Annotated in this window: 18 protein-coding genes; 8 read left to right on the top strand and 10 right to left on the bottom strand. The window is 59.4% G+C overall.

The window, feature by feature from the left end:
- Positions 1–12: 12 nt before the first annotated feature.
- Both CDUR_RS02980 and rfbD read right to left on the bottom strand, forming a co-directional pair.
- The gene (locus CDUR_RS02980) at positions 13–900 is read right to left on the bottom strand and encodes a glycosyltransferase family 2 protein (RefSeq protein ID WP_006062513.1); all 888 of its coding nucleotides are present in this window, start codon (positions 898–900) and stop codon (positions 13–15) included.
- Positions 897–1,763, bottom strand: coding sequence for a dTDP-4-dehydrorhamnose reductase (gene rfbD, locus CDUR_RS02975; RefSeq protein WP_179418934.1), 867 nt, complete (start codon positions 1,761–1,763; stop codon positions 897–899). The genes CDUR_RS02980 and rfbD overlap by 4 nt, the downstream gene beginning before the upstream one ends.
- 113 nt (positions 1,764–1,876) lie before the next feature.
- On the opposite strand from rfbD, the gene CDUR_RS02970 reads away from it, so the two are divergent.
- From CDUR_RS02970 to CDUR_RS02945, 6 genes are all read left to right on the top strand, one after another.
- Positions 1,877–3,433 (top strand): LCP family protein, encoded by a 1,557-nt coding sequence (locus CDUR_RS02970; protein WP_179418933.1) that lies wholly within the window; start codon positions 1,877–1,879, stop codon positions 3,431–3,433.
- Between the two features lie 47 nt (positions 3,434–3,480).
- Positions 3,481–4,149, top strand: a complete 669-nt coding sequence (locus CDUR_RS02965; protein ID WP_179418932.1) for a TIGR03089 family protein — start codon at positions 3,481–3,483, stop codon at positions 4,147–4,149.
- 143 nt (positions 4,150–4,292) lie between these two features.
- A complete protein-coding gene (locus CDUR_RS02960) occupies positions 4,293–5,558 on the top strand; it encodes an ABC transporter substrate-binding protein (RefSeq protein WP_179418931.1) in 1,266 nt (421 codons plus the stop codon).
- A 101-nt stretch (positions 5,559–5,659) separates the two neighbouring features.
- Positions 5,660–6,709 carry a carbohydrate ABC transporter permease gene (locus CDUR_RS02955; protein ID WP_218865903.1) on the top strand — a complete coding sequence of 350 codons (1,050 nt, stop codon included), beginning with the start codon at positions 5,660–5,662 and terminating at the stop codon, positions 6,707–6,709.
- Positions 6,709–7,530 (top strand): carbohydrate ABC transporter permease, encoded by an 822-nt coding sequence (locus tag CDUR_RS02950; protein ID WP_179419189.1) that lies wholly within the window; start codon positions 6,709–6,711, stop codon positions 7,528–7,530. The genes CDUR_RS02955 and CDUR_RS02950 overlap by 1 nt, the downstream gene beginning before the upstream one ends.
- Positions 7,531–7,532: 2 nt before the next feature.
- Entirely contained in the window at positions 7,533–7,748 is a 216-nt protein-coding gene (locus tag CDUR_RS02945) for a hypothetical protein (protein ID WP_179418929.1), read from the top strand.
- A 120-nt stretch (positions 7,749–7,868) separates the two neighbouring features.
- Here the strand turns inward: CDUR_RS02945 and CDUR_RS02940 are convergent, their stop codons facing one another.
- Both CDUR_RS02940 and CDUR_RS02935 read right to left on the bottom strand, forming a co-directional pair.
- Positions 7,869–8,102: a HypC/HybG/HupF family hydrogenase formation chaperone gene (locus tag CDUR_RS02940; RefSeq protein ID WP_006062521.1), complete on the bottom strand. Its 234-nt coding sequence runs from the start codon at positions 8,100–8,102 to the stop codon at positions 7,869–7,871.
- A 2-nt stretch (positions 8,103–8,104) separates the two neighbouring features.
- Complete coding sequence (locus tag CDUR_RS02935) at positions 8,105–9,211, bottom strand: nickel-dependent hydrogenase large subunit (RefSeq protein WP_179418928.1); 1,107 nt, start codon at positions 9,209–9,211, stop codon at positions 8,105–8,107.
- A 37-nt stretch (positions 9,212–9,248) separates the two neighbouring features.
- On the opposite strand from CDUR_RS02935, the gene CDUR_RS02930 reads away from it, so the two are divergent.
- Positions 9,249–9,584: a hydrogenase maturation nickel metallochaperone HypA/HybF gene (locus CDUR_RS02930; RefSeq protein WP_290208028.1), complete on the top strand. Its 336-nt coding sequence runs from the start codon at positions 9,249–9,251 to the stop codon at positions 9,582–9,584.
- On the opposite strand, the gene CDUR_RS02925 is transcribed toward CDUR_RS02930, so the two are convergent.
- The 6 genes from CDUR_RS02925 to CDUR_RS02900 form a co-directional block, all read right to left on the bottom strand.
- A complete protein-coding gene (locus CDUR_RS02925) occupies positions 9,566–10,054 on the bottom strand; it encodes a HyaD/HybD family hydrogenase maturation endopeptidase (protein WP_179418926.1) in 489 nt (162 codons plus the stop codon). The two genes, CDUR_RS02930 and CDUR_RS02925, sit on opposite strands and share 19 nt — an antisense overlap.
- Before the next feature lie 13 nt (positions 10,055–10,067).
- The gene (gene cybH, locus CDUR_RS02920) at positions 10,068–11,279 is read right to left on the bottom strand and encodes a Ni/Fe-hydrogenase, b-type cytochrome subunit (RefSeq protein WP_179418925.1); all 1,212 of its coding nucleotides are present in this window, start codon (positions 11,277–11,279) and stop codon (positions 10,068–10,070) included.
- The gene (locus tag CDUR_RS02915; protein WP_179418924.1) at positions 11,276–13,021 is read right to left on the bottom strand and encodes a nickel-dependent hydrogenase large subunit; all 1,746 of its coding nucleotides are present in this window, start codon (positions 13,019–13,021) and stop codon (positions 11,276–11,278) included. Before CDUR_RS02915 ends, cybH begins: the two co-directional genes overlap by 4 nt.
- Positions 13,022–13,026: 5 nt before the next feature.
- Entirely contained in the window at positions 13,027–14,343 is a 1,317-nt protein-coding gene (locus CDUR_RS02910; RefSeq protein WP_233452984.1) for a hydrogenase small subunit, read from the bottom strand.
- Between the two features lie 243 nt (positions 14,344–14,586).
- Positions 14,587–15,372, bottom strand: a complete 786-nt coding sequence (hypB, locus tag CDUR_RS02905) for a hydrogenase nickel incorporation protein HypB (RefSeq protein WP_179418922.1) — start codon at positions 15,370–15,372, stop codon at positions 14,587–14,589.
- 18 nt (positions 15,373–15,390) lie between these two features.
- The gene (locus tag CDUR_RS02900) at positions 15,391–15,789 is read right to left on the bottom strand and encodes a hydrogenase maturation nickel metallochaperone HypA (protein WP_179418921.1); all 399 of its coding nucleotides are present in this window, start codon (positions 15,787–15,789) and stop codon (positions 15,391–15,393) included.
- Positions 15,790–15,961: 172 nt separating this feature from the next.
- Here CDUR_RS02900 and hypF point away from each other — a divergent pair, with 172 nt between their 5' ends.
- Positions 15,962–18,112 (top strand): carbamoyltransferase HypF, encoded by a 2,151-nt coding sequence (gene hypF / locus CDUR_RS02895; RefSeq protein ID WP_411763068.1) that lies wholly within the window; start codon positions 15,962–15,964, stop codon positions 18,110–18,112.
- Positions 18,113–18,138: the final 26 nt, after the last annotated feature.

The raw sequence follows: 18,138 nt of genomic DNA, 5'->3' as shown, positions 1-18,138 counted from the left end.
TTATTAATTAATTTAGCTAGCTTGTCCGCGACGTGCAGAATACACAGCGATACATGCCCGCATTTTGAGTCCAATACGTACCACCAGTCGCAGTGGTGCCTGCCACCACGCAGCATGCCTATCCGCAATAAAACGATAGGCACTGTCGTGATGTGCAGGCAGCATCGCGGCTGGATTCTCCCCCGCAGCATGCCCCTTGGCGTGGGTAATTTCCGCCGAAGGGCACAGCACGTTGGAGTAACCGGCGCGACCGAAACGGTCACCTAAATCAACATCCTCCATGTACATGAAGTAGCGCTCGTCAAAGCCTCCGATGGCATCGAAGGCATCCCACCGCACCAGCAAGCAGGAGCCGGAAAGCCAACCAGCTGGGTGTTCCGTGGTGAGATCGTCATCATCACGATATGCCTTGGTCCAGGGGTTTGAGGGCCAGATGGTCCCGAACAAGGCATGCCCAACACCGTTGCGTATGGTGGGCACGGTACGTGCTGAAGGATAAGCGGCCCCGTCAGCTTCCCTAATGCGCGGGCCAATGGTGGCAGCACCTGGCCAGCGCTGCGCACACTCAAGCATGGCGTCAATAGAACCGGGATCAAAGACGACGTCAGGGTTGGAGACAACAAAGAAGTCGCCGTCTATATCCCCGCGCTCTTTGCGCTCCTTAAGGTGTTGCACAGCCCTATTGATGGCCGTGCCGTACCCTAGGTTTCCGCCGGTGGCAAAAAACTCGACATTCTCACGCTTATCAGCTTGCTGTTCGGGAACACCGTCAGTGGAACCGTTATCGGCCAACACGACGTACGCAGCCCTTTCCGTGGCACCGGGTATAGAATCCAAGAAGGACTCCAGGTAAGTGCCTGGGCTGTACGTCACTGTGATGACGGCTATAGGAGTGCTCACAATTGTCTGAGTGTACCTTGGGTAGCCCTCGCAACACCGCTGCGCCACTCCGGCAGCGCTCTCAGCCCAGCCTCAGTCCAGCTGGAGGTATCTAAGACGGACCATTCAGGGCGTGCCGCTGGCCGGGGAAAATCGGCCGTTGCGCAGGGGCGAACCCTGTCAGGATCCGCGCTTATATTTTTAAAGACTTCACGCGCCACGCCATACCATGTTGTCTCCCCAAAACTAACCCCGTGAAGAACCCCCGTCGGCTGCACATGACATACTTCCCACAGTCCGAGTGCCAGATCAGGGGCAAAAGTGGGGTTACCGTGTTGGTCATCCACCACGGAAATGGTGTCGTGCTGCTTCTCCAAAGCCATCATCGTCGACACAAAATCGCGATGCGTGGGCAAGACTGCACCAGAAAAAACCCATGCCGTGCGCACAATCACACTGTTCGCCCCCGAGTCGAGCACCACACATTCACCGGCACGTTTGCTCTCCCCGTACACCGAGGTGGGGTGCGTAAGAGTGTCGGGGACGAGGGGGCGTCGATACGCAACAGTGCCAAAGACATAATCTGTGCTTAGGTGCACTAGGTGTGCCCCAACCTCGGCGGCGCGGCGAGCCAAAAACCCCGGTGCGCTGGCGTTGAGCACCCATGCGGCATCGCGGTCGGTCTCGGCGGCATCGACATTGGTGTACCCGGCTGTGTTGATGATGGCGTCCGCCCCCTCAAACGCGGGGTGCCGGGCCACGGCTGCCTCGTCAGTAATATCCAGGTCCTTGTGGCCAAGCCAGACCGGCTCGATATCCGCCGGGCAGGTGAGTTTCAGAGCCGAACCTAGCTGCCCTTCGCTTCCCGTCACCACCACGCGCATAAAATAGACTCCTTGAGTAGTGTGTCGGTTCTAACCATACCGACTGAGCTAGCATCCACAGCTACCCACAGCTGACGAAAGACGACCGCCGTACGACGCACTGGAGAACCACCGTGGCCGACAAGTATCGCCGAGGGCGCGACATCAAAGCAGCACCCACGCAGACCGTAAACCTGCGACAAAAAGGACCAGCACCGGTCCGTGGGTTGCTGATATTCCTGTCGGTTCTGGTACTGGGGCTCTCCGGAGCCGGATACTATGTTGCCGGAAATACTTTCAGCAAGGGTCCCACAATCGGTGGCGATAAAAGTACATTCGGCCAAGCCGCCGACGGTGCCACCGACATTCTGCTCGTCGGTTCCGATTCACGCTCTGACGCCGAGGGCAACGCCCTCACCCCCGACGAGATCAATATGCTTCGCGCTGGCGATGAGGAAAACGACAATACCGACACCATCATGGTGATCCGTATCCCCAACGATGGTTCCTCCGCAACCGCCGTATCCATTCCGCGCGATACGTATATTCACGACGCCAAAAACGGCAACATGAAAATCAACGGCGTCTACGGCACCTACAAGAACGAAAGGAAAGCAGAGCTCTCTCAAAAAGGCGGCATAGAAGGCGCGAAACTGGAAGAGGAATCCAAAAACGCAGGCCGAAAAGCCCTTATGGATACGGTCAGCAACTTGTCCGGCATCAAAATCGAGCACTATGCCGAGGTGGGTCTCCTGGGATTCGTTCTGCTCACTGACGCCGTGGGTGGCGTTGACGTCTGCCTCAACGAAGCCGTGGATGACGAGTTCTCCGGTGCTAAATTCAAGGCCGGTCGGCAAACGTTGAACGGCCCAGATGCCCTCTCCTTCGTCCGCCAACGCCACGGCCTCCCCCGCGGCGACCTCGACCGTGTTGTGCGCCAGCAGGTGTTCATGGCGTCAATTGTGAACAAGGTGCTCTCGTCCGGCACGCTATCCAGCCCCTCAAAGTTCGCTGACCTCAGCGAGGCCGTGCGGCGTTCGGTGAAACTGGATGCCAACCTAGACCCAGCGCAGTTCGCCATGCAGATGCAGAACCTGGCGGGCGGCAATGTGCAATTCAGCACCATCCCTGTCACCTCCATTGACGGCGTGGGCGACTACGGTGAGTCGGTGGTGACCATCAACACCAAAGATGTGAACAAGTTCTTCCAAACCCTCCTAGGAGAAAAATCTGAACCCTCCAGCAGCGCCCCACCCAGCGACAACCCGAAGCAGGCGCTTCTCGACGCCACACGCAACACGTCCATCAACGTACTCAACGCCACTCAAACCTCCGGTCTCGCCGCCGCTGTGGCAGGTGCGCTCGGTGATATGGGCCTGAAGATCGATCAGGTGACCAACGCCGAACCGGGCTTGTACAACCAAACCACCATCGTCGCCTCGCGTGCCGACGACCCCGCCGCCATCGCGCTCGCAGGCGAGCTCGGCGGACTGCCGATCCAAGCCTCCAATAGCCTCAACGCCAATGAGGTCGCCGTGGTGGTGGGATCCGACTACGACGGCCCGAAGTCCAACAGCCCCATCACCGAATCCCCCGAAGAAGTGGGCCAAGCAGGCAGCGACAAATCCTCTGACGCAGCAAAATCTCCCAATATCGATGCGGGTGGCGACGGTCCTCGCTGTGTGAACTAAACATAGCTAGAGCGCATCCAGGCCGGTTTTCCCCTACCCTGGATGCTATGAATTTGCTGAGTCACCTGCTTGAGGCCGATGCCGCGAAGCCCCGCTTGACCGTGTACGACGAGGCCACGGATTCCCGATTGGATTTTTCCGCAGTGACGTTGGATAACTGGGCGGCCAAAGTGGGCAACATGCTCATTGAGGAGTTCGATCTTGATGAGGATTCCCGCATCGCCATTGACCTGCCGGTGAGCTGGCAGGCCGTCACCATCGCGTTGGGGGCGCTTGCTGCACACGTCGATTTCACGTTCGGCACCACTGACGATGCTGACGTGTTGTTTTGCTCCCCAGATCGTGTGGATGCAAGCTTTACCGGCGATATTGCATTGGTGACTACGGATCCTTTTGGTCGCGGGGTCGTCGAGACGGGTGGGTCTGTGCCAGATGGTGTGGTGGATTTCGGTCCCACGGTCCGGTTCTACGGCGACCAATTTTTCGGTGATACTCCAGCATTACCTGCGCTTTTCGACGCCGCGGTGATCGAACCGTTGGCAGCTTCCCGGGTGCTCAGTGCCGGGTGGCGGGATCGCGCGAGCTTTGACACGAACATTCTCGCCCCACTTGCTGCGGGAGGATCGGTGGTTGTGGTGTCAGGGCTGATTGATAGCGCCCGCGTCGAGCAGATTGCTAAATCAGAACGGGTTACTGTGACTTTGCTTCCAATTTAGCAGATATTTCACCCCCAAAAAGGGGTTACCAATGACACTTTTGTTCTACTTTCATTCGATTGTGACCTCCATATCACTACATTCAGTAGAGACGCCTACAACACAGACGCCTGCGAGCGTCTACGAGATGTAAGGATTCTCTCATGAAGTTGTACTACACCCGCAAAGCGGCTACAGCTCTTGCAGCATCGGCACTGATTGCTGGAATCGCCCTAGCCGGTTGTTCCTCTGGTGGCTCCTCATCGAACGGAGGAGACAACAACACGGACCACGGCCCCATCACGTTTGCGATGGGCAAAAACGACACCGACAAGATCAAACCGGTGATCGAAAAGTGGAACCAGGAACACCCCGATGAGAAGGTGACTCTGAAGGAACTGGCCGGTGAAGCCGACGCACAGCGCGAGACCCTGGTGCAGGCGCTGCAGGCGAAAAACAGTGACTACGACGTGATGGCACTGGACGTCATTTGGACCGCAGACTTCGCCGCCAATCAGTGGCTCACCCCGCTGACTGGTGACCTGAAGGTGGACACTGACAAACTGCTGCCCGCAACAGTCAAGTCCGCCACCTACAAAGACACCCTCTACGCAGTTCCCCAGAACACCAATGGCCAGCTGCTGTTCCGCAACACGGAACTTGCTCCCAATGCTCCGAAAAACTGGGGTGAACTGACTGAAAGCTGCCACCAGGTCCAGGGCAAAGACTGCCTCACCCTGCAGCTGAAGCAGTACGAGGGTCTGACGGTGAACACCGCTGGCTTCATGTCAGGCTGGGGCGGCGGCGTCCTCGAATCCGACGGCACCACTCCCGCAGTGGACTCCGCTGCATCAAAGGAAGGTTTGCAGGAACTGGTCAAAGGTTACAAGGACGGTGTGATTGCTAAGAGCTCCACCTCCGCCACCGAAGAGGAAACCAACCTCGCTTTCGTTGAAGGCAAGACCGCCTACGCCGTGAACTGGCCGTACATGTATGCCAACGCCACTAAAGAAGGATCCGCCGTGGCCGGCAAGGTTGAGGTGCAGCCACTGGTGGGCAAGGACGGCGTGGGCGTATCCACTCTTGGTGGGTACAACAACGGCATCAGCGCATTCTCCAAGCACAAGGGCACCGCTCACGACTTCGTGGAGTTCGTGATCAACGAGGAAAACCAGACGTCCTTCGCTGATAACTCCTTCCCGCCCGTGCTGGCATCCATCTACGATAACCCAGAGTTGGTGGCAAAGTACCCGTACCTGCCCGCTCTGAAGGAATCCCTGGAAAACGCCTCGCCGCGCCCGGTCAGCCCGTTCTACCCGGCCATTTCCAAGGCCATCCAGGACAACGCCTACGCAGCGCTCACCACGGACAAGAGCGTTGACGCTGCCACAGCCGACATGAAGGCCGCCATCGAAAACGCATCGAAGTAGTTCCTTTATGTCACTGAAAGGGGAGCCGCTTACCCTTGGTGAGCACTCCCCTTTTTGTTCTTTCCGCTTTACCCCTACGTGTCTTACCGTTTGAGGAGGTGATGGGCCGAGTGTCCACACCCAAACAATCCCGCGCGGCGGCGCTGCTTATAGCGCCGACGATGATTGTGCTGGCCATTGTTATCGGCTACCCCATTGTTCGTGCGATCTGGTTATCCTTCCAGGCCGATAAAGGGCTCGACCCCACCACCGGAGTATTTACTGACGGCGGTTTTGCGGGCCTTGAACACTACCTGTACTGGACCACGCAACGATGCATGTCCCCCAGTGGCGCTGTCTCAACGTGTCCGCCCGGAGTGCTAGCCACAGATTTCTGGCCCGCATTACGCATCACGCTGTTTTTCACCGTGGTCACTGTTGCATTGGAAACGCTCCTAGGCATGTGGATGGCCACAGTGATGAACCACGACTTTAAGGGCAGGGGCATGCTCCGCGCGGCAGTGCTCATCCCCTGGGCGATTCCCACGGCCGTGACCGCCAAGTTGTGGCAGTTCATTTTCGCCGACCACGGCATTATTAATTCCCTACTGGGCACTCATGTGCACTGGACAACAGACCCTTGGGCCGCCCGAATTGCCGTGATCATTGCCGATGTCTGGAAAACCACACCGTTCATGGCGCTGCTTATTCTTGCCGGCCTGCAAATGATCCCCAAGGACCTGTACGAGGCCGCGCGCGTGGATGGCGCTTCCCGCTGGCAAATGTTCACACAGATCACGATGCCACTGGTCAAACCAGCATTAATGGTGGCAGTCCTGTTCCGAACCCTGGACGCGCTGCGCATGTACGACCTGCCCGTGATCTTGATTTCCTCCTCCTCGAACTCCCCCACCGCCACCATCTCCCAGCTTGTGGTTGAAGACATGCGTCAGAACCACTTCAACTCCGCGTCCGCCCTGTCCACGCTGGTGTTCCTGCTGATCTTCTTCGTGGCCTTCGTGATGATCCGCTTCCTCGGCGCTGACGTGAGCGGCAGCGGCGACCAACGAATCATGAAACGCGCACAAAGACGGGCGCAGAAACAGGCACGGAAACAACAAGCACAAACGCGCCCAGCACACGCGAAACAACGCAAGGAGGCCACCCGATGATGCAGGCAGTACGCAACTATTGCGGTGTTGTTGTAATCCTGGTGTGGGGTTTGGCCCCCTTCTACTGGATGGTGGTCACCGCACTGCGCAACAAAGACCACACCTTTGACACCACACCGTGGCCCACGCATGTCACGCTTGAGAATTTCGGCGATGCCCTAGCCACGGACAAGGGCAATGACTTCCTCGGTGCCATCGGAAACTCACTTCTGGTGGGTGCGGTTACCACATTCCTCGCGGTACTGGTAGGCGTGTTCACCGCCTACGCCATCGCACGCCTGGACTTCCGCGCCAAAGGCATCGTCACGGGCATCGTCCTCGCCGCCTCCATGTTCCCCGGAATCGCCCTGGTCACACCACTGTTCCAGCTGTTTGGCGACCTCGGCTGGATAGGCACCTACCGCGCCCTGATCATCCCCAACATCTCCTTCGCTCTCCCCCTCACCATTTACACACTGGTCTCCTTCTTCCGGCAGCTGCCCTGGGAGCTGGAGGAAGCCGCGCGTGTCGACGGCGCGACCCGAGGCCAAGCATTCCGCCTTGTGCTCCTGCCACTCGCCGCACCGGCGCTGTTCACCACGGCGATCCTAGCGTTCATTGCCACCTGGAACGAATTCATGCTGGCCAAGCAGCTATCCAGCAATGCCACCGAACCCGTCACCGTGGCCATCGCACGTTTCTCAGGTCCCAGCGCCTTCGAGTATCCCTACGCCGCCATCATGGCCGCTGGCACGCTGGTGACCATCCCCCTGGTGATCATGGTGCTAGTGTTCCAGCGTCGCATCGTCGCCGGACTTACCGCAGGCGGCGTGAAAGCCTAAACATGGCCGACCACAACAATCACCGACCCGGCGAGCGGCAACGCAGAAAACTCATGTGGGATACGCTCGTCGGGTTCGTCGGCTTCTTCGCCTTCCTCTCCGTGATCCAGGCGGTGGTGAACCTGCTCTCCCCCGAACCCGCCGTCTGGCCAGCAGTACTGGCGTTAGTTCTGGTCATCGCGGCGGTAACTGTATGGCGGATTGGGAGGTCACGGTAATAGGGTTTGCCCATGTGCGCCTACGCCGCGTGAGAACTGCTTGATGGGATCACCACATGGCCATCTGAATCAACCCGTACCCTAGCGTTTTGGCTTGAAATGAATGTTTAACGTCTCCGCTCAGTCGTAATTAATCAACTTGTATTCCGCAATGGTCCGTAGCGATTCCTGTGCTTCCTGCTCGTCCACAATGCTCATGGCAAAGCCGTTCTGAATCAGCACATAATCCCCCACCTGGGCCTCCGGCAGGTAGGCCAGGCAGCAGGTGCGTTGCTGCCCGGCGACATCAATCACCGCGTTCGGTAGCACATCCCCCTCAATGGAGATGATGCGCGCTGGAATGCCGATGCACATCGCTACAGCCTTTCTTCCTTGATCGTCACGTTCATCTGCCCGGGCGGTGCTGAGCTGCACGGCAGGCACGGGTCGGCGGTACGTATCGAGGACTCCACATCAACCATCTCCCGCAGCATCCCAGCCAGCCACCATTCGTTTTGCGCCGTCGGGGTGAGGATCTGGCAGTCCACCAGCACGCCCGCATCATCCACCGTATACACATGCACCAGCAGCCCCCGCGGACCATCCACCACACCCACCCCAACACCTGCACGGAGCTGCCCTTCCGTGGCCACCGCGCCGTCGATAAGCGCGGGGTTGTGTGTGAGTTCGGCGATGGCGTCAAGGCTGCGCTGAATCATGGCCACGGTGGGGTTGCTTGTTGACGCCGCGATGCGCTGCTGCGCCCACGGACCCACCCGGTAGGGCCGGTCCCCAATGACGGGCCTGGGGGCGGGCGCGCCGGGCTGGGTTTCGTGGACGCGGCGAGGCCAGTCCTGGATGGGAAAAAGTTCGGTGTGTCCGCTGCGGTGCATGGCGATGTGTGTGCCCAGGGGGTCGAGCTCACCGTTATCGCTGGTCACCGCGAGGTCGTAACCATCGTAGTCCGGCACGATGGCATCAACGGCCAACGCCTCAGGGAGTTCGGGGATGCTAAGCGCCGCGACAAGATCGGGGTCTGCGGCAGCACGCACGCCACCGGGTATGGCAACGTCAGGGAAATGCCCGGGGCACCCAGCGGCCGCCATGACGGCTTTGCCGAAGCGTTTGAGCTGGATGGCAAGTTCCTGGTTGGTGGAAAACAGCTTGGGTGCGGCGGCGTCGATGAGCGAACCGTGGTGCAGGAGTGCGCGAACGGCGCGCGCGGTGGGTGTGATGGGGGCGTCGATAAGCGCGTCGAGGGCACGAGTGCCCGCCAGGTGGTGAGTGACGGGGCAAATGCCGCAGAGTCGTTTGACGATGTCGGGGACGTCAGCGGCGGGGCGGCCGATCAGCATGGGGTCAAGACGCGGGAGTCCAGAAAGGTCGAACCGGGCATCAATGACGGTTCCCGACTCGTCTCGGGTGTAAATGACGGTTGCTTCGTTGGGGTCCACGAACTGGTCGAGACGGAGCGTTGTACTCACCTGCGGCTCCTTCCTACTGATGGGCGATAATGGGAGTGTGCATGAGTTAGGTTTGCTGTCCGGCGTGGTTGATGTGGTTGTTCAGGCCGCTGACCAGCGTACTATTCGACGGGTGGCGTTGCGGGTGGGCACGCGATCCGGGGTGGTTCCCGAGGCGCTGCACGCCGCGTGGCCGATCGCCTCTTTGGGCACCGCCTGCGCCGACGCGGAACTCACCGTGGAGCATATCGAGGCAACCGTGTGGTGCCCGACCTGCGCAGCGGAGCAGCAGATCGACGAGTTTTTTGCACTGACCTGTCCCGTATGCGACACCCCGACGGCGGATCTGCGCCACGGCCGGGAATTCGAGGTCGCCTACATCGATGTGGAGTGACATAGCCATTCATCCAGCAGTGTTCGGGCTTCCGCCACGGCACTTGGCAGGGCACGTGTGACGGTGGGGGTCAGCCCAACATGAAGTTCCGTCGACTCGGCCACCACCCCCACCACCGCAACCCGGCGCGGCTCCGTGCCAAGCAGGCGCGCGGCCGACAGCAAGTCCAGCAGTCCCACCTGGTGCGGGGAGAGTTTCGAGTTCAGCAGGCGGGGAATCTGGTCGCCGATAAGCGTGACGACGTCCCCCGGGTTACTGTGTGCCGTCGGCGCGAGGGCGTCCAGCACGAGGATGGATTCGGCGTCCTGGATTGTGGGCAGTAGCTCCATCCCGGAGGTTCCGCCGTCGACGAATTCTAGGTGCTGCTGGTCCGTGTAGTGTGCGCGAAGCTGTTCGAGGATTTCTAGGCCAACGCCATCATCGCTCATGATGGGGTTGCCAATGCCCAGTACGGTAATAGGTTCCGGCATGGTGCTAGGCTCCCTACCCGATTTCCGGGGCGTCGACAGGCTTCGCCCCACGCCGCAGCCACACGCCACCATTGACCATGGAGGACACACCGCCGTGGCGTTCCAGGGCGTCCGCGCGGGTGGCCAGGTAGACGTGGACGATCACAAAACTCCACAGCACAAACATGATTAGGGCGTGGATCATGCGGATGGTGGACACCCCCATCCAGTGCATGGGGTAGGCCACAATGACCCAGAACCAGTCTGTTTGGTTGTACAAACCGTAGAGCACTATGCCGCTGAGCATTTGGATCAGACACATGACGTAAATGCCGGTATAGGCGAACTGCTGCAGTGGATTGTGCGCCAGGTAGAGTGGTCCTTCTTTTTTCAGAAACAGGTAGTACTGTATGGTGCCCCACAGTCCTTTGACGTCCTCGCGGGAGTTGAGGGGCCAGAGGCTGCGCCATCGAAGCTGGCGGTCTTTGGCGGTGAAGGATAGTACGAGGCGGGAGAACCCGAGCCCCAGCCATAGGTAGGCCGAGACGTAGTGGATGAGGCGTACCCAACCCATGAGGTATCCCACGTCGTGGCCGGTTTCGGCTGCGGGGCCGAAGAACGGGTTCATGATGTAGTAGCCGCTCATGGACATGATGACGATGAGCGCCATGTTGGCCCAGTGCTGGAAACGCAGCGTGGCCGACCAAATGTTGATGCGGACCCATTCGTTGGGGTTGCTGGAGAATTTCTTGGCCACCTGGGAGGGTTTCTCCAGGACCATAGCCACGAAACCCTCAACAAAGAACTCCCCTACTGTGCCGTCTTCGGCAATTTCGGCAGACGCGACGGCCAGGCAGCGCTGTCCGGACATCCGCATCACTTCAGCGTTGCGGATAAACAGGGTGCGTTCCTCGCGGCTGATGGTGGCCTTAGCCAGTACGGATTCCATGTCTCCGCGCATGATCATCACGTTTTTCGGCACGTCTTCCACGGGAAAATCATCGACCCTGACCAGCGAGTATTTACGTTTCGGGGTGGCTGGACTGAACTCATCTGCGGGAACCCTGATGGGAACAATATCGGGGCGGTTGACGCGCAGTGAGGCGTGCAGCGCTACGTCCACTGGGTCTTCCGAATCAAACGGCGCCACCGCAGCCATTGCGAGTAGTCGGCCGGGGCTGAGCTTGCGCACGCTGTAGGCTCGCGCCACGCGGATGACGCGCTGTGGGGAAGCAACGTTTGTCATGGGGTGATCACCTGAACCTGAATGTTGCCGTCGGGATCAAAAACATGCACCGCACAGGACATGCACGGGTCAAACGAGTGGATGGTGCGCAGCGGCTCCAAGGGTTGCTTCGGATCCGCCAGGGGGTGGGTTCCGCTACTGGCCAGCGCCGCCTCGTAGGGGCCGAGATGTCCGTCGGGGTCACGTCCACCGGCGAGCCACGTGGTTGGAACCACAGCCTGGTAGTTGTCCACCTTGCCGTTTTTGATGGTCACCCAGTGGGTGAGAAAACCACGCGCCACCTCCATCATGGCGAAGCCGCTTGCCTTTTTCGGCCAGGAACTTGGCTCCCACTTGGTGGGGTCAAACACGTCGTAGTCGCCGTGGCGCAAGCCATCTTTGAAGGCTGGTAGAAGCTCGTGGGCCAGGTGATCTGCCGTGGTCACGGCTTCCAAGGCGCGGGCAAGTGTGCGGCCTGCGGTGGAGTTCATTTTTTCCAGCGGCACGTCCACTGCGTCGAGGGCATCATTGAGCAGGGATACGGTTTTTGGATGTCCTTGCAGGTAGGCAATGAGCACCCTGGCGATCGGGCCGACCTGAGCCGGGCGGCCGTCGTAACGCGGGGCCTTGGACCACGTGTACTTGTCGTTGTCGGCGAGCCAATCATACGGGGGTTTCGGGCCGGTGTAGCGTACCGTTGTTTCGCCCACGTCGGGGGTGACACCGGCATCATCACCCTCGGTGTAGGTGTACCAGGCAGAGGAAATGTACTCCTTGATTTTCTTCGGGTCGAGTGGATGGACGGTGGTGTAGTCGCCGTCCATGATCACGCCGCCCTTGATGTCAGTATGCCCAGACGAGACTGGGCGTTCAGTGCCACCTTCGTACCGCGCACCTCCCATGCCCGCCGCGATAAATGTTGGCGAGGAGGCACCAATGTCAAAATAGTCTTTATAAACAGACATGATCGCTAACGCATCGGGATAATAGCAGCCGTTAATAAAGTCCAGGATTTCATTCACCCACACCCCCATCTGATCCAACTGGACCTGATTCACCGTCTCCGACTTATCCGGGTCAATGGAACAGGCCATGCCGCCCACCAGGAAATTCGGGTGTGGGTTTTTCCCGCCAAAGATCGTATTAATGCGGATAATCGACCGTTGAAACTGCAGCGCATCCAGGTAATGCGACACAGCCATTAAATTCGCCTCAGGTGGGAGCCGATAGTCGGGGTGATCCCAATATCCTCCGGTGAAAATACTGAGCTGCCCAGAGTCCAACACGCCCCGAATAGTGTCCCGAACCTTGGCAAACTGTGTCTCTGTGTTGCCCTTCCAGGTGGAATTAATAGATTTAGCAAATTCAACCGCCTTAGCAGGATCCGCATCCGCAGCGCTCACCACGTTGACCCAGTCCAGGGCATGCAAATGATAAAAATGCACCACGTGGTCGTGGATTTCCTGGGAGGCCATCACGAGGTCGCGGATCAGCTGGGCCTGTTTAGGAGGATTGGACCCAATGGCATCCTCCACAGCCGTCACCGATGCCACCGAATGCGTTCCAGTACACACGCCGCAAATACGGCCAACAAAAGCCCACACATCCCGGGGATCCCGCCCCTCAACAATGGTTTCAATGCCGCGGAATTGTGTGGATTCGCTCCAGGCGTTTTTAATCTGATTGTCGTCGCATTCCAGCTCGATGCGTAAGTGCCCCTCAATGCGGGTCAGCGGATCAATGACAACCCTTTCCGTAGCCATGTGAATTACTCGCCCTTCCCACTGTTGTTGGTATCAGTATCTGTATCGTCTGGGCTGGTAGCACCACTATCTGTGCCAGCAGTACCTGAGCGTGGTTCCTCAAACACCTCATGGCCCCCGGCCAGTAGATTCCGGCCCACCAGGCCACCCGCATGGTGATGGTCATCCACCTCACCGAAGGCAGCGAGTAGTTCCTCGTCGTGGGCGCTTCGGCGGCGCGCCATGGATTTCACGGTGGTGATACTGCCATGGATCGCGGTGCCCACAGCGGCGACCCCAATAAGACCCCAACCAACCTTCTCCGCCGAGGCTTCAATACCCAGGCCTTCCACATCCGGCAGGGTGGAGTAAAACGGCGTGAATCTATCAAAAAAGTGCTTCTCTGTGCATCCAATACACGGGTGACCAGCACCAATGGGCCACCCAGATTTCATATTCCACTGAATGATAGGACACGGACTGAAGGTGGAGGGACCCTTGCACCCCACCTCATACAGGCACCAGCCGCTGCGGGCACCGGCATCATCAAAGGAGCGCACGAACTGCCCGGCGTCGAAATGCGCGCGGCGCGGGCAGGAATCGTGAATGCGCTGGTCGTAGGCGAACAGTGGGCGCCCTTCCGCATCCACTTTCGGCGGGGCATCGTGGGTGAGAATGTAGGAGATGGTGGCCGTGATCACCTCACCGATAGGTGGGCACCCGGAAACGTTGATCACTGGTTTGTCTTTGATGATCTCATCCACTCCCACTGCGCCCGTGGGATTCGGCTTGGCGGCCTGCACTGATCCGTAGACGGCGCATGCCCCCACCGCCAAGATCATACTGGCGTGTTCCGCCGCCTCCAGCAGAATATCTTCCGAGCTTTTGCCGCCGATGGTGCAGTAAACACCGTTTTCCGCCGTGGACACGGAACCATTGACCACAAGAATGTGCGGTTGCTGATTCAGCTCATGCAATGCGTGTTCCGCCGCCTCCCCCGACGCGGCCATGACCAGCTCGTTATAGTTTACGGACAGCAAATCCAGCACGGCATCTTCAACGGTAGTACCGCCCGAGCGCAGCACCGATTCCATGCAACCGGTGCATTCCTGCAACTGCAGCCACGCGACATTGGGTTTGGTCACGTTTCCCAGCCGTTCAGCAATGAGATTGGTGCTTTCCTCCAGTTCCTGCGCCGCCGCAGCCGGGGCGCGCTCGGGGGAACCAAAGGCGAACACCGCCGCCAGGCCACCGCAGAGTTTCATAAAATCGCGTCGCGATACTCCCCTCCGCTCAAGGTTGTCGCGCAAGGTCTCACCCTGCCAGCTTCCACCTAAGTTCATTCGAACACGCCCCATCATCTCGGGTGACCTCGATTTCGGCCTTCATGCGCCAAAATCACCTTTAGTTGAAGCGTATCAACCACGCCCCTCACTGTGGGTGGAGTTCGGACATTCGACTACCCCCAAATGTAGCCATCCGGCCTGCCACTTCCTGCCGTTTAGCACGCCGCATCACGCGCCACGTGACACGCGTGACGACGCCCAGGCCCACACCGTTTCCACCCCAGGTTAAAAGCCCCGAGATTAAAGCTCCGGCTTCAGTTCTGGCGAGAACCAGCGCAGCAGTTCGACCATGCCCTCCCCGGTTTTCGCCGACACCTCAAACACCGGAACGCCCGGATTGACTTTCTCCAGGTTGGCAAGGAACAGCTCCCGATCAAAGTCCAGGTAAGGCAGCAAATCCACCTTATTCACCACTACCGCCCCCACAGAGCGGAACATCACCGGGTATTTCAGAGGCTTGTCTTCCCCCTCCGTCACCGCGTACACCATTAGTTTGCGATGCTCCCCCACTTCGAATTCCGCAGGGCACACCAGGTTACCCACGTTTTCGATAAGCACAAGGTCCAGCGCGGAAAGATCCAACCTAGACAGTGCCGCCGCCACCATGGGGGCATCCAAGTGACATTCCCCACCAAAGCCATTGCCCGTGTTCAGCAAGGAAATCTGCGCCCCATAGCCACCCAGCCGATCAGCGTCCAGTGAGGTTTCAATATCCCCCTCAATCACGCCGGTTCTTATTCCTGCAGCCTGCGCCGCTGCCAACACGTGCTGCAGCACTGTGGTCTTACCCGAGCCGGGGGAGCTCATTACGTTGATGGCCTGCACATTATGCGCATCGAAGGCGTCCCGATTGTGTGCTGCACAGTGATCATTCTCCGCAAAAATATCCTCCAGCACCTCAATGCGTTCCCGCCCGGTTTCGTAGCCGGAATGGTCGCCGTGGTCGTGGTGACTGTGATCGTGGGGGTGATCCCCGTGATGGTGCTCGTGTACCGTTCCGTCGTCGTGGCGGTGGAACCGACCCATGATGATCCTCCCTTGGATTCAACTAGCTTCAACGTCTATATCAATCACTCTAAATTCTTCACCGGTGACCACGGTTGTGGAGGCATCGCAGTAATCGCACCCGAATCCCCACCCTTGTTTCTCTGTCACATGGCCCTCCGCGCAGCGCAGCCGCACAGGGACCCAGGCCACATCCAGTTCGGCACCCTCTAACTGAGTATTCTTCGTGACAAACCCCCACGCATACACCAGTGTTTCCGGCACCACCTGCCGCAACGCCCCTATTTCTAAGCGCACGGTGAGCACCCGTCTCCCCTCCGCAGCCTTGCTGACTAGGCGGGCTAATTGAGTACTCAACGCTACTTCGTGCACAGACTCGAATCTAGCGCCTAGTCGGGCAGGGGTGGCAATGTGAAAGACCGCGACTGTGCTTGTCATGTAGGTCCATCGCCAGGTACACAAACAGGGTGTTTCCGTACCCGCCGGTAGACCTTTTTCTATGCAAAAGTTTGCACTAGCGCTGTTCAAGGCCGTTACGAGCGTCATGATCTATCAAACCGCCACTTCCCCACCCAACCAGACCCACCCACTAGCATGAAACCCTATGGACGTGGTTCGACAACGCGTGGTACTACGCGGCGTAGTGCAGGGCGTGGGTTTCCGGCCGCATGTGGCACAGGTGGCAGCCCGCCACCCCATCACTGGCTTCTGCGGCAACGACGCCACCAGCGTTTTCATCGAAGCACAAGGCACCCGCGATGCCGTTGAGGCGTTCATCACCGACGTGTTGGCAACGCTACCGCCGCTCGCTCACGTCCTTGACCGCACCGACACCAGCCTGCCCGTCAGCGAGGAGAAGGGGTTTAGCATCGCGGCATCGATAAGCAACCCGGGCGAACGCACACTGATCCCACCGGATGTGGCCACCTGTGATGAGTGCCTGGCGGACATGGCAGACCCCGGCAATCGCCGCTACCAGTACCCCTTCACCACCTGCACCAACTGCGGCCCGCGGCTCAGCATCATTGAAGACCTCCCCTACGACCGCCCGAACACCACCATGCGGATCTTCCCCATGTGCCCCGCCTGCGAGACCGAATACACCACCCCCACCGACCGCCGCTTCCACGCGCAACCCATCAGCTGCCCCAACTGCGGGCCGCAGCTTTCCATGAGCATCGCCGCAGCTCGGGCGCTTATCGACGCCGGGCGCATCCTCGCCGTCAAAGGCATCGGTGGCTTCCACCTCATGTGTGACGCCACCAATGAGGACGCCGTTTCCGAACTACGCCGCCGCAAAAACCGACCTGATAAGCCCTTTGCCGTCATGGTGCCTGACCTGGACTGGGCGCGCCGACTGGTCACCCTCACCCCCGAGGAAGAAGAACTACTTACCTCCCCGGCGCGACCCATCGTTATCGCATCGGCGCGCGTGGAACTCCCCGGCATCGCCCCTGGCCTGGGCGATATTGGCGTGCTGTTGCCGTACACGCCGTTGCATTCGCTGCTGGTGGATCGCCCGATGGTGGCCACATCCGGCAACGCGGCGGGCGAACCGCTGTGCTTCACCAACGACGATGCCATGTCCAAGCTGGGCGCGCTCGCCGACGAGTTTGTGCTGCACGACCGCGATATTCACATTCCAGTGGAGGACTCAGTGTTTGTGGGAACTACACCGAGCAGGCGTTCCCGGGGGTACGCGCCCCTGCCGATTCCGGTCGCGCCGGGACCGACCGTCCTAGCCGTGGGTGGCGAATTGAAAAACACGTTTGCCCTGGCACACGGCGACTGTGTGCATGTGTCAGCGCATGTGGGTGACATGGGGTCGCTGGCCAGCCAGCAGGCGTTTGACCGTGGGGTTGAGCAGATGCTCAGGATTCAACGCGCGGAACCGTCGCTGGTGGTGTGTGACCTGCACCCCGGATATGCCACTACTGCGCTGGCGGAGCGCCTGGCTGAACGATTCAACGTTGACGTAATACCTGTGCAACACCACTATGCGCATGCATTGTCGCTGCTTACGGAGCACGGTGTTGATGAAGGGCCAGTGGTGGTCGGCGCTTTCGACGGCACAGGCTACGGCCTGGACGGCACCATCTGGGGCGGGGAAATACTCACCATTGCGGAAGATTACAGCTGGTCCCGCACCTGGCATGTATCCTCGTTTCCACTGGTGGGTGGAGATCGCGCCGTTCATCACCCCTGGCGGATCGCCGCAGGCATCAGCCACGCCTGGGACCTGAACATTCCCCTCCCCGACTCCCCGGAGGCTGCACTGGTGGCCTCACAACTGGAATCTGGGTTCGGGGTTGTGCAGAGCAGTTCGCTCGGAAGGCTTTTCGACGCCGCGTCCTGGCTGCTCACTGGCATCACCCCGACGTTTGAAGCACACGCTGCCATGCATCTTGAATACGTGGCGAGCCGAGTCGATCACGCCCGTGGCACAACAAGCGCAGCAACATCATTTCCAGATTTATTCATGGAATTACTTTCCCCCGGTGACATATCGGAGCGTGCTTTACGGTTCCACCACGGGGTTGCGCGGCTCCTAGCTGCGCAGTTACGAGCCGCCGCCGAGGCAGCCGGAACCCGCACCATTGGCGTCACCGGCGGGTGCGCACTGAATCGACTCCTGATGCGGTTTCTTCAAGACGAGTTGGCGAACTACCACTTACTTACTCACCACCATGTACCCGCCAACGACGGCGGGCTGAGCCTGGGACAGGCGGTAGCAGGGCGTCGTTACGCTTCCAACCAGTGACTTTAACCATAGTGCGGGGGTGCGAA

It is taken from the genome of Corynebacterium durum (assembly GCF_030408675.1).
GTDB classification, from domain to species: domain Bacteria; phylum Actinomycetota; class Actinomycetes; order Mycobacteriales; family Mycobacteriaceae; genus Corynebacterium; species Corynebacterium durum.
This window is presented reverse-complemented; position numbering and strand designations above follow the sequence as displayed.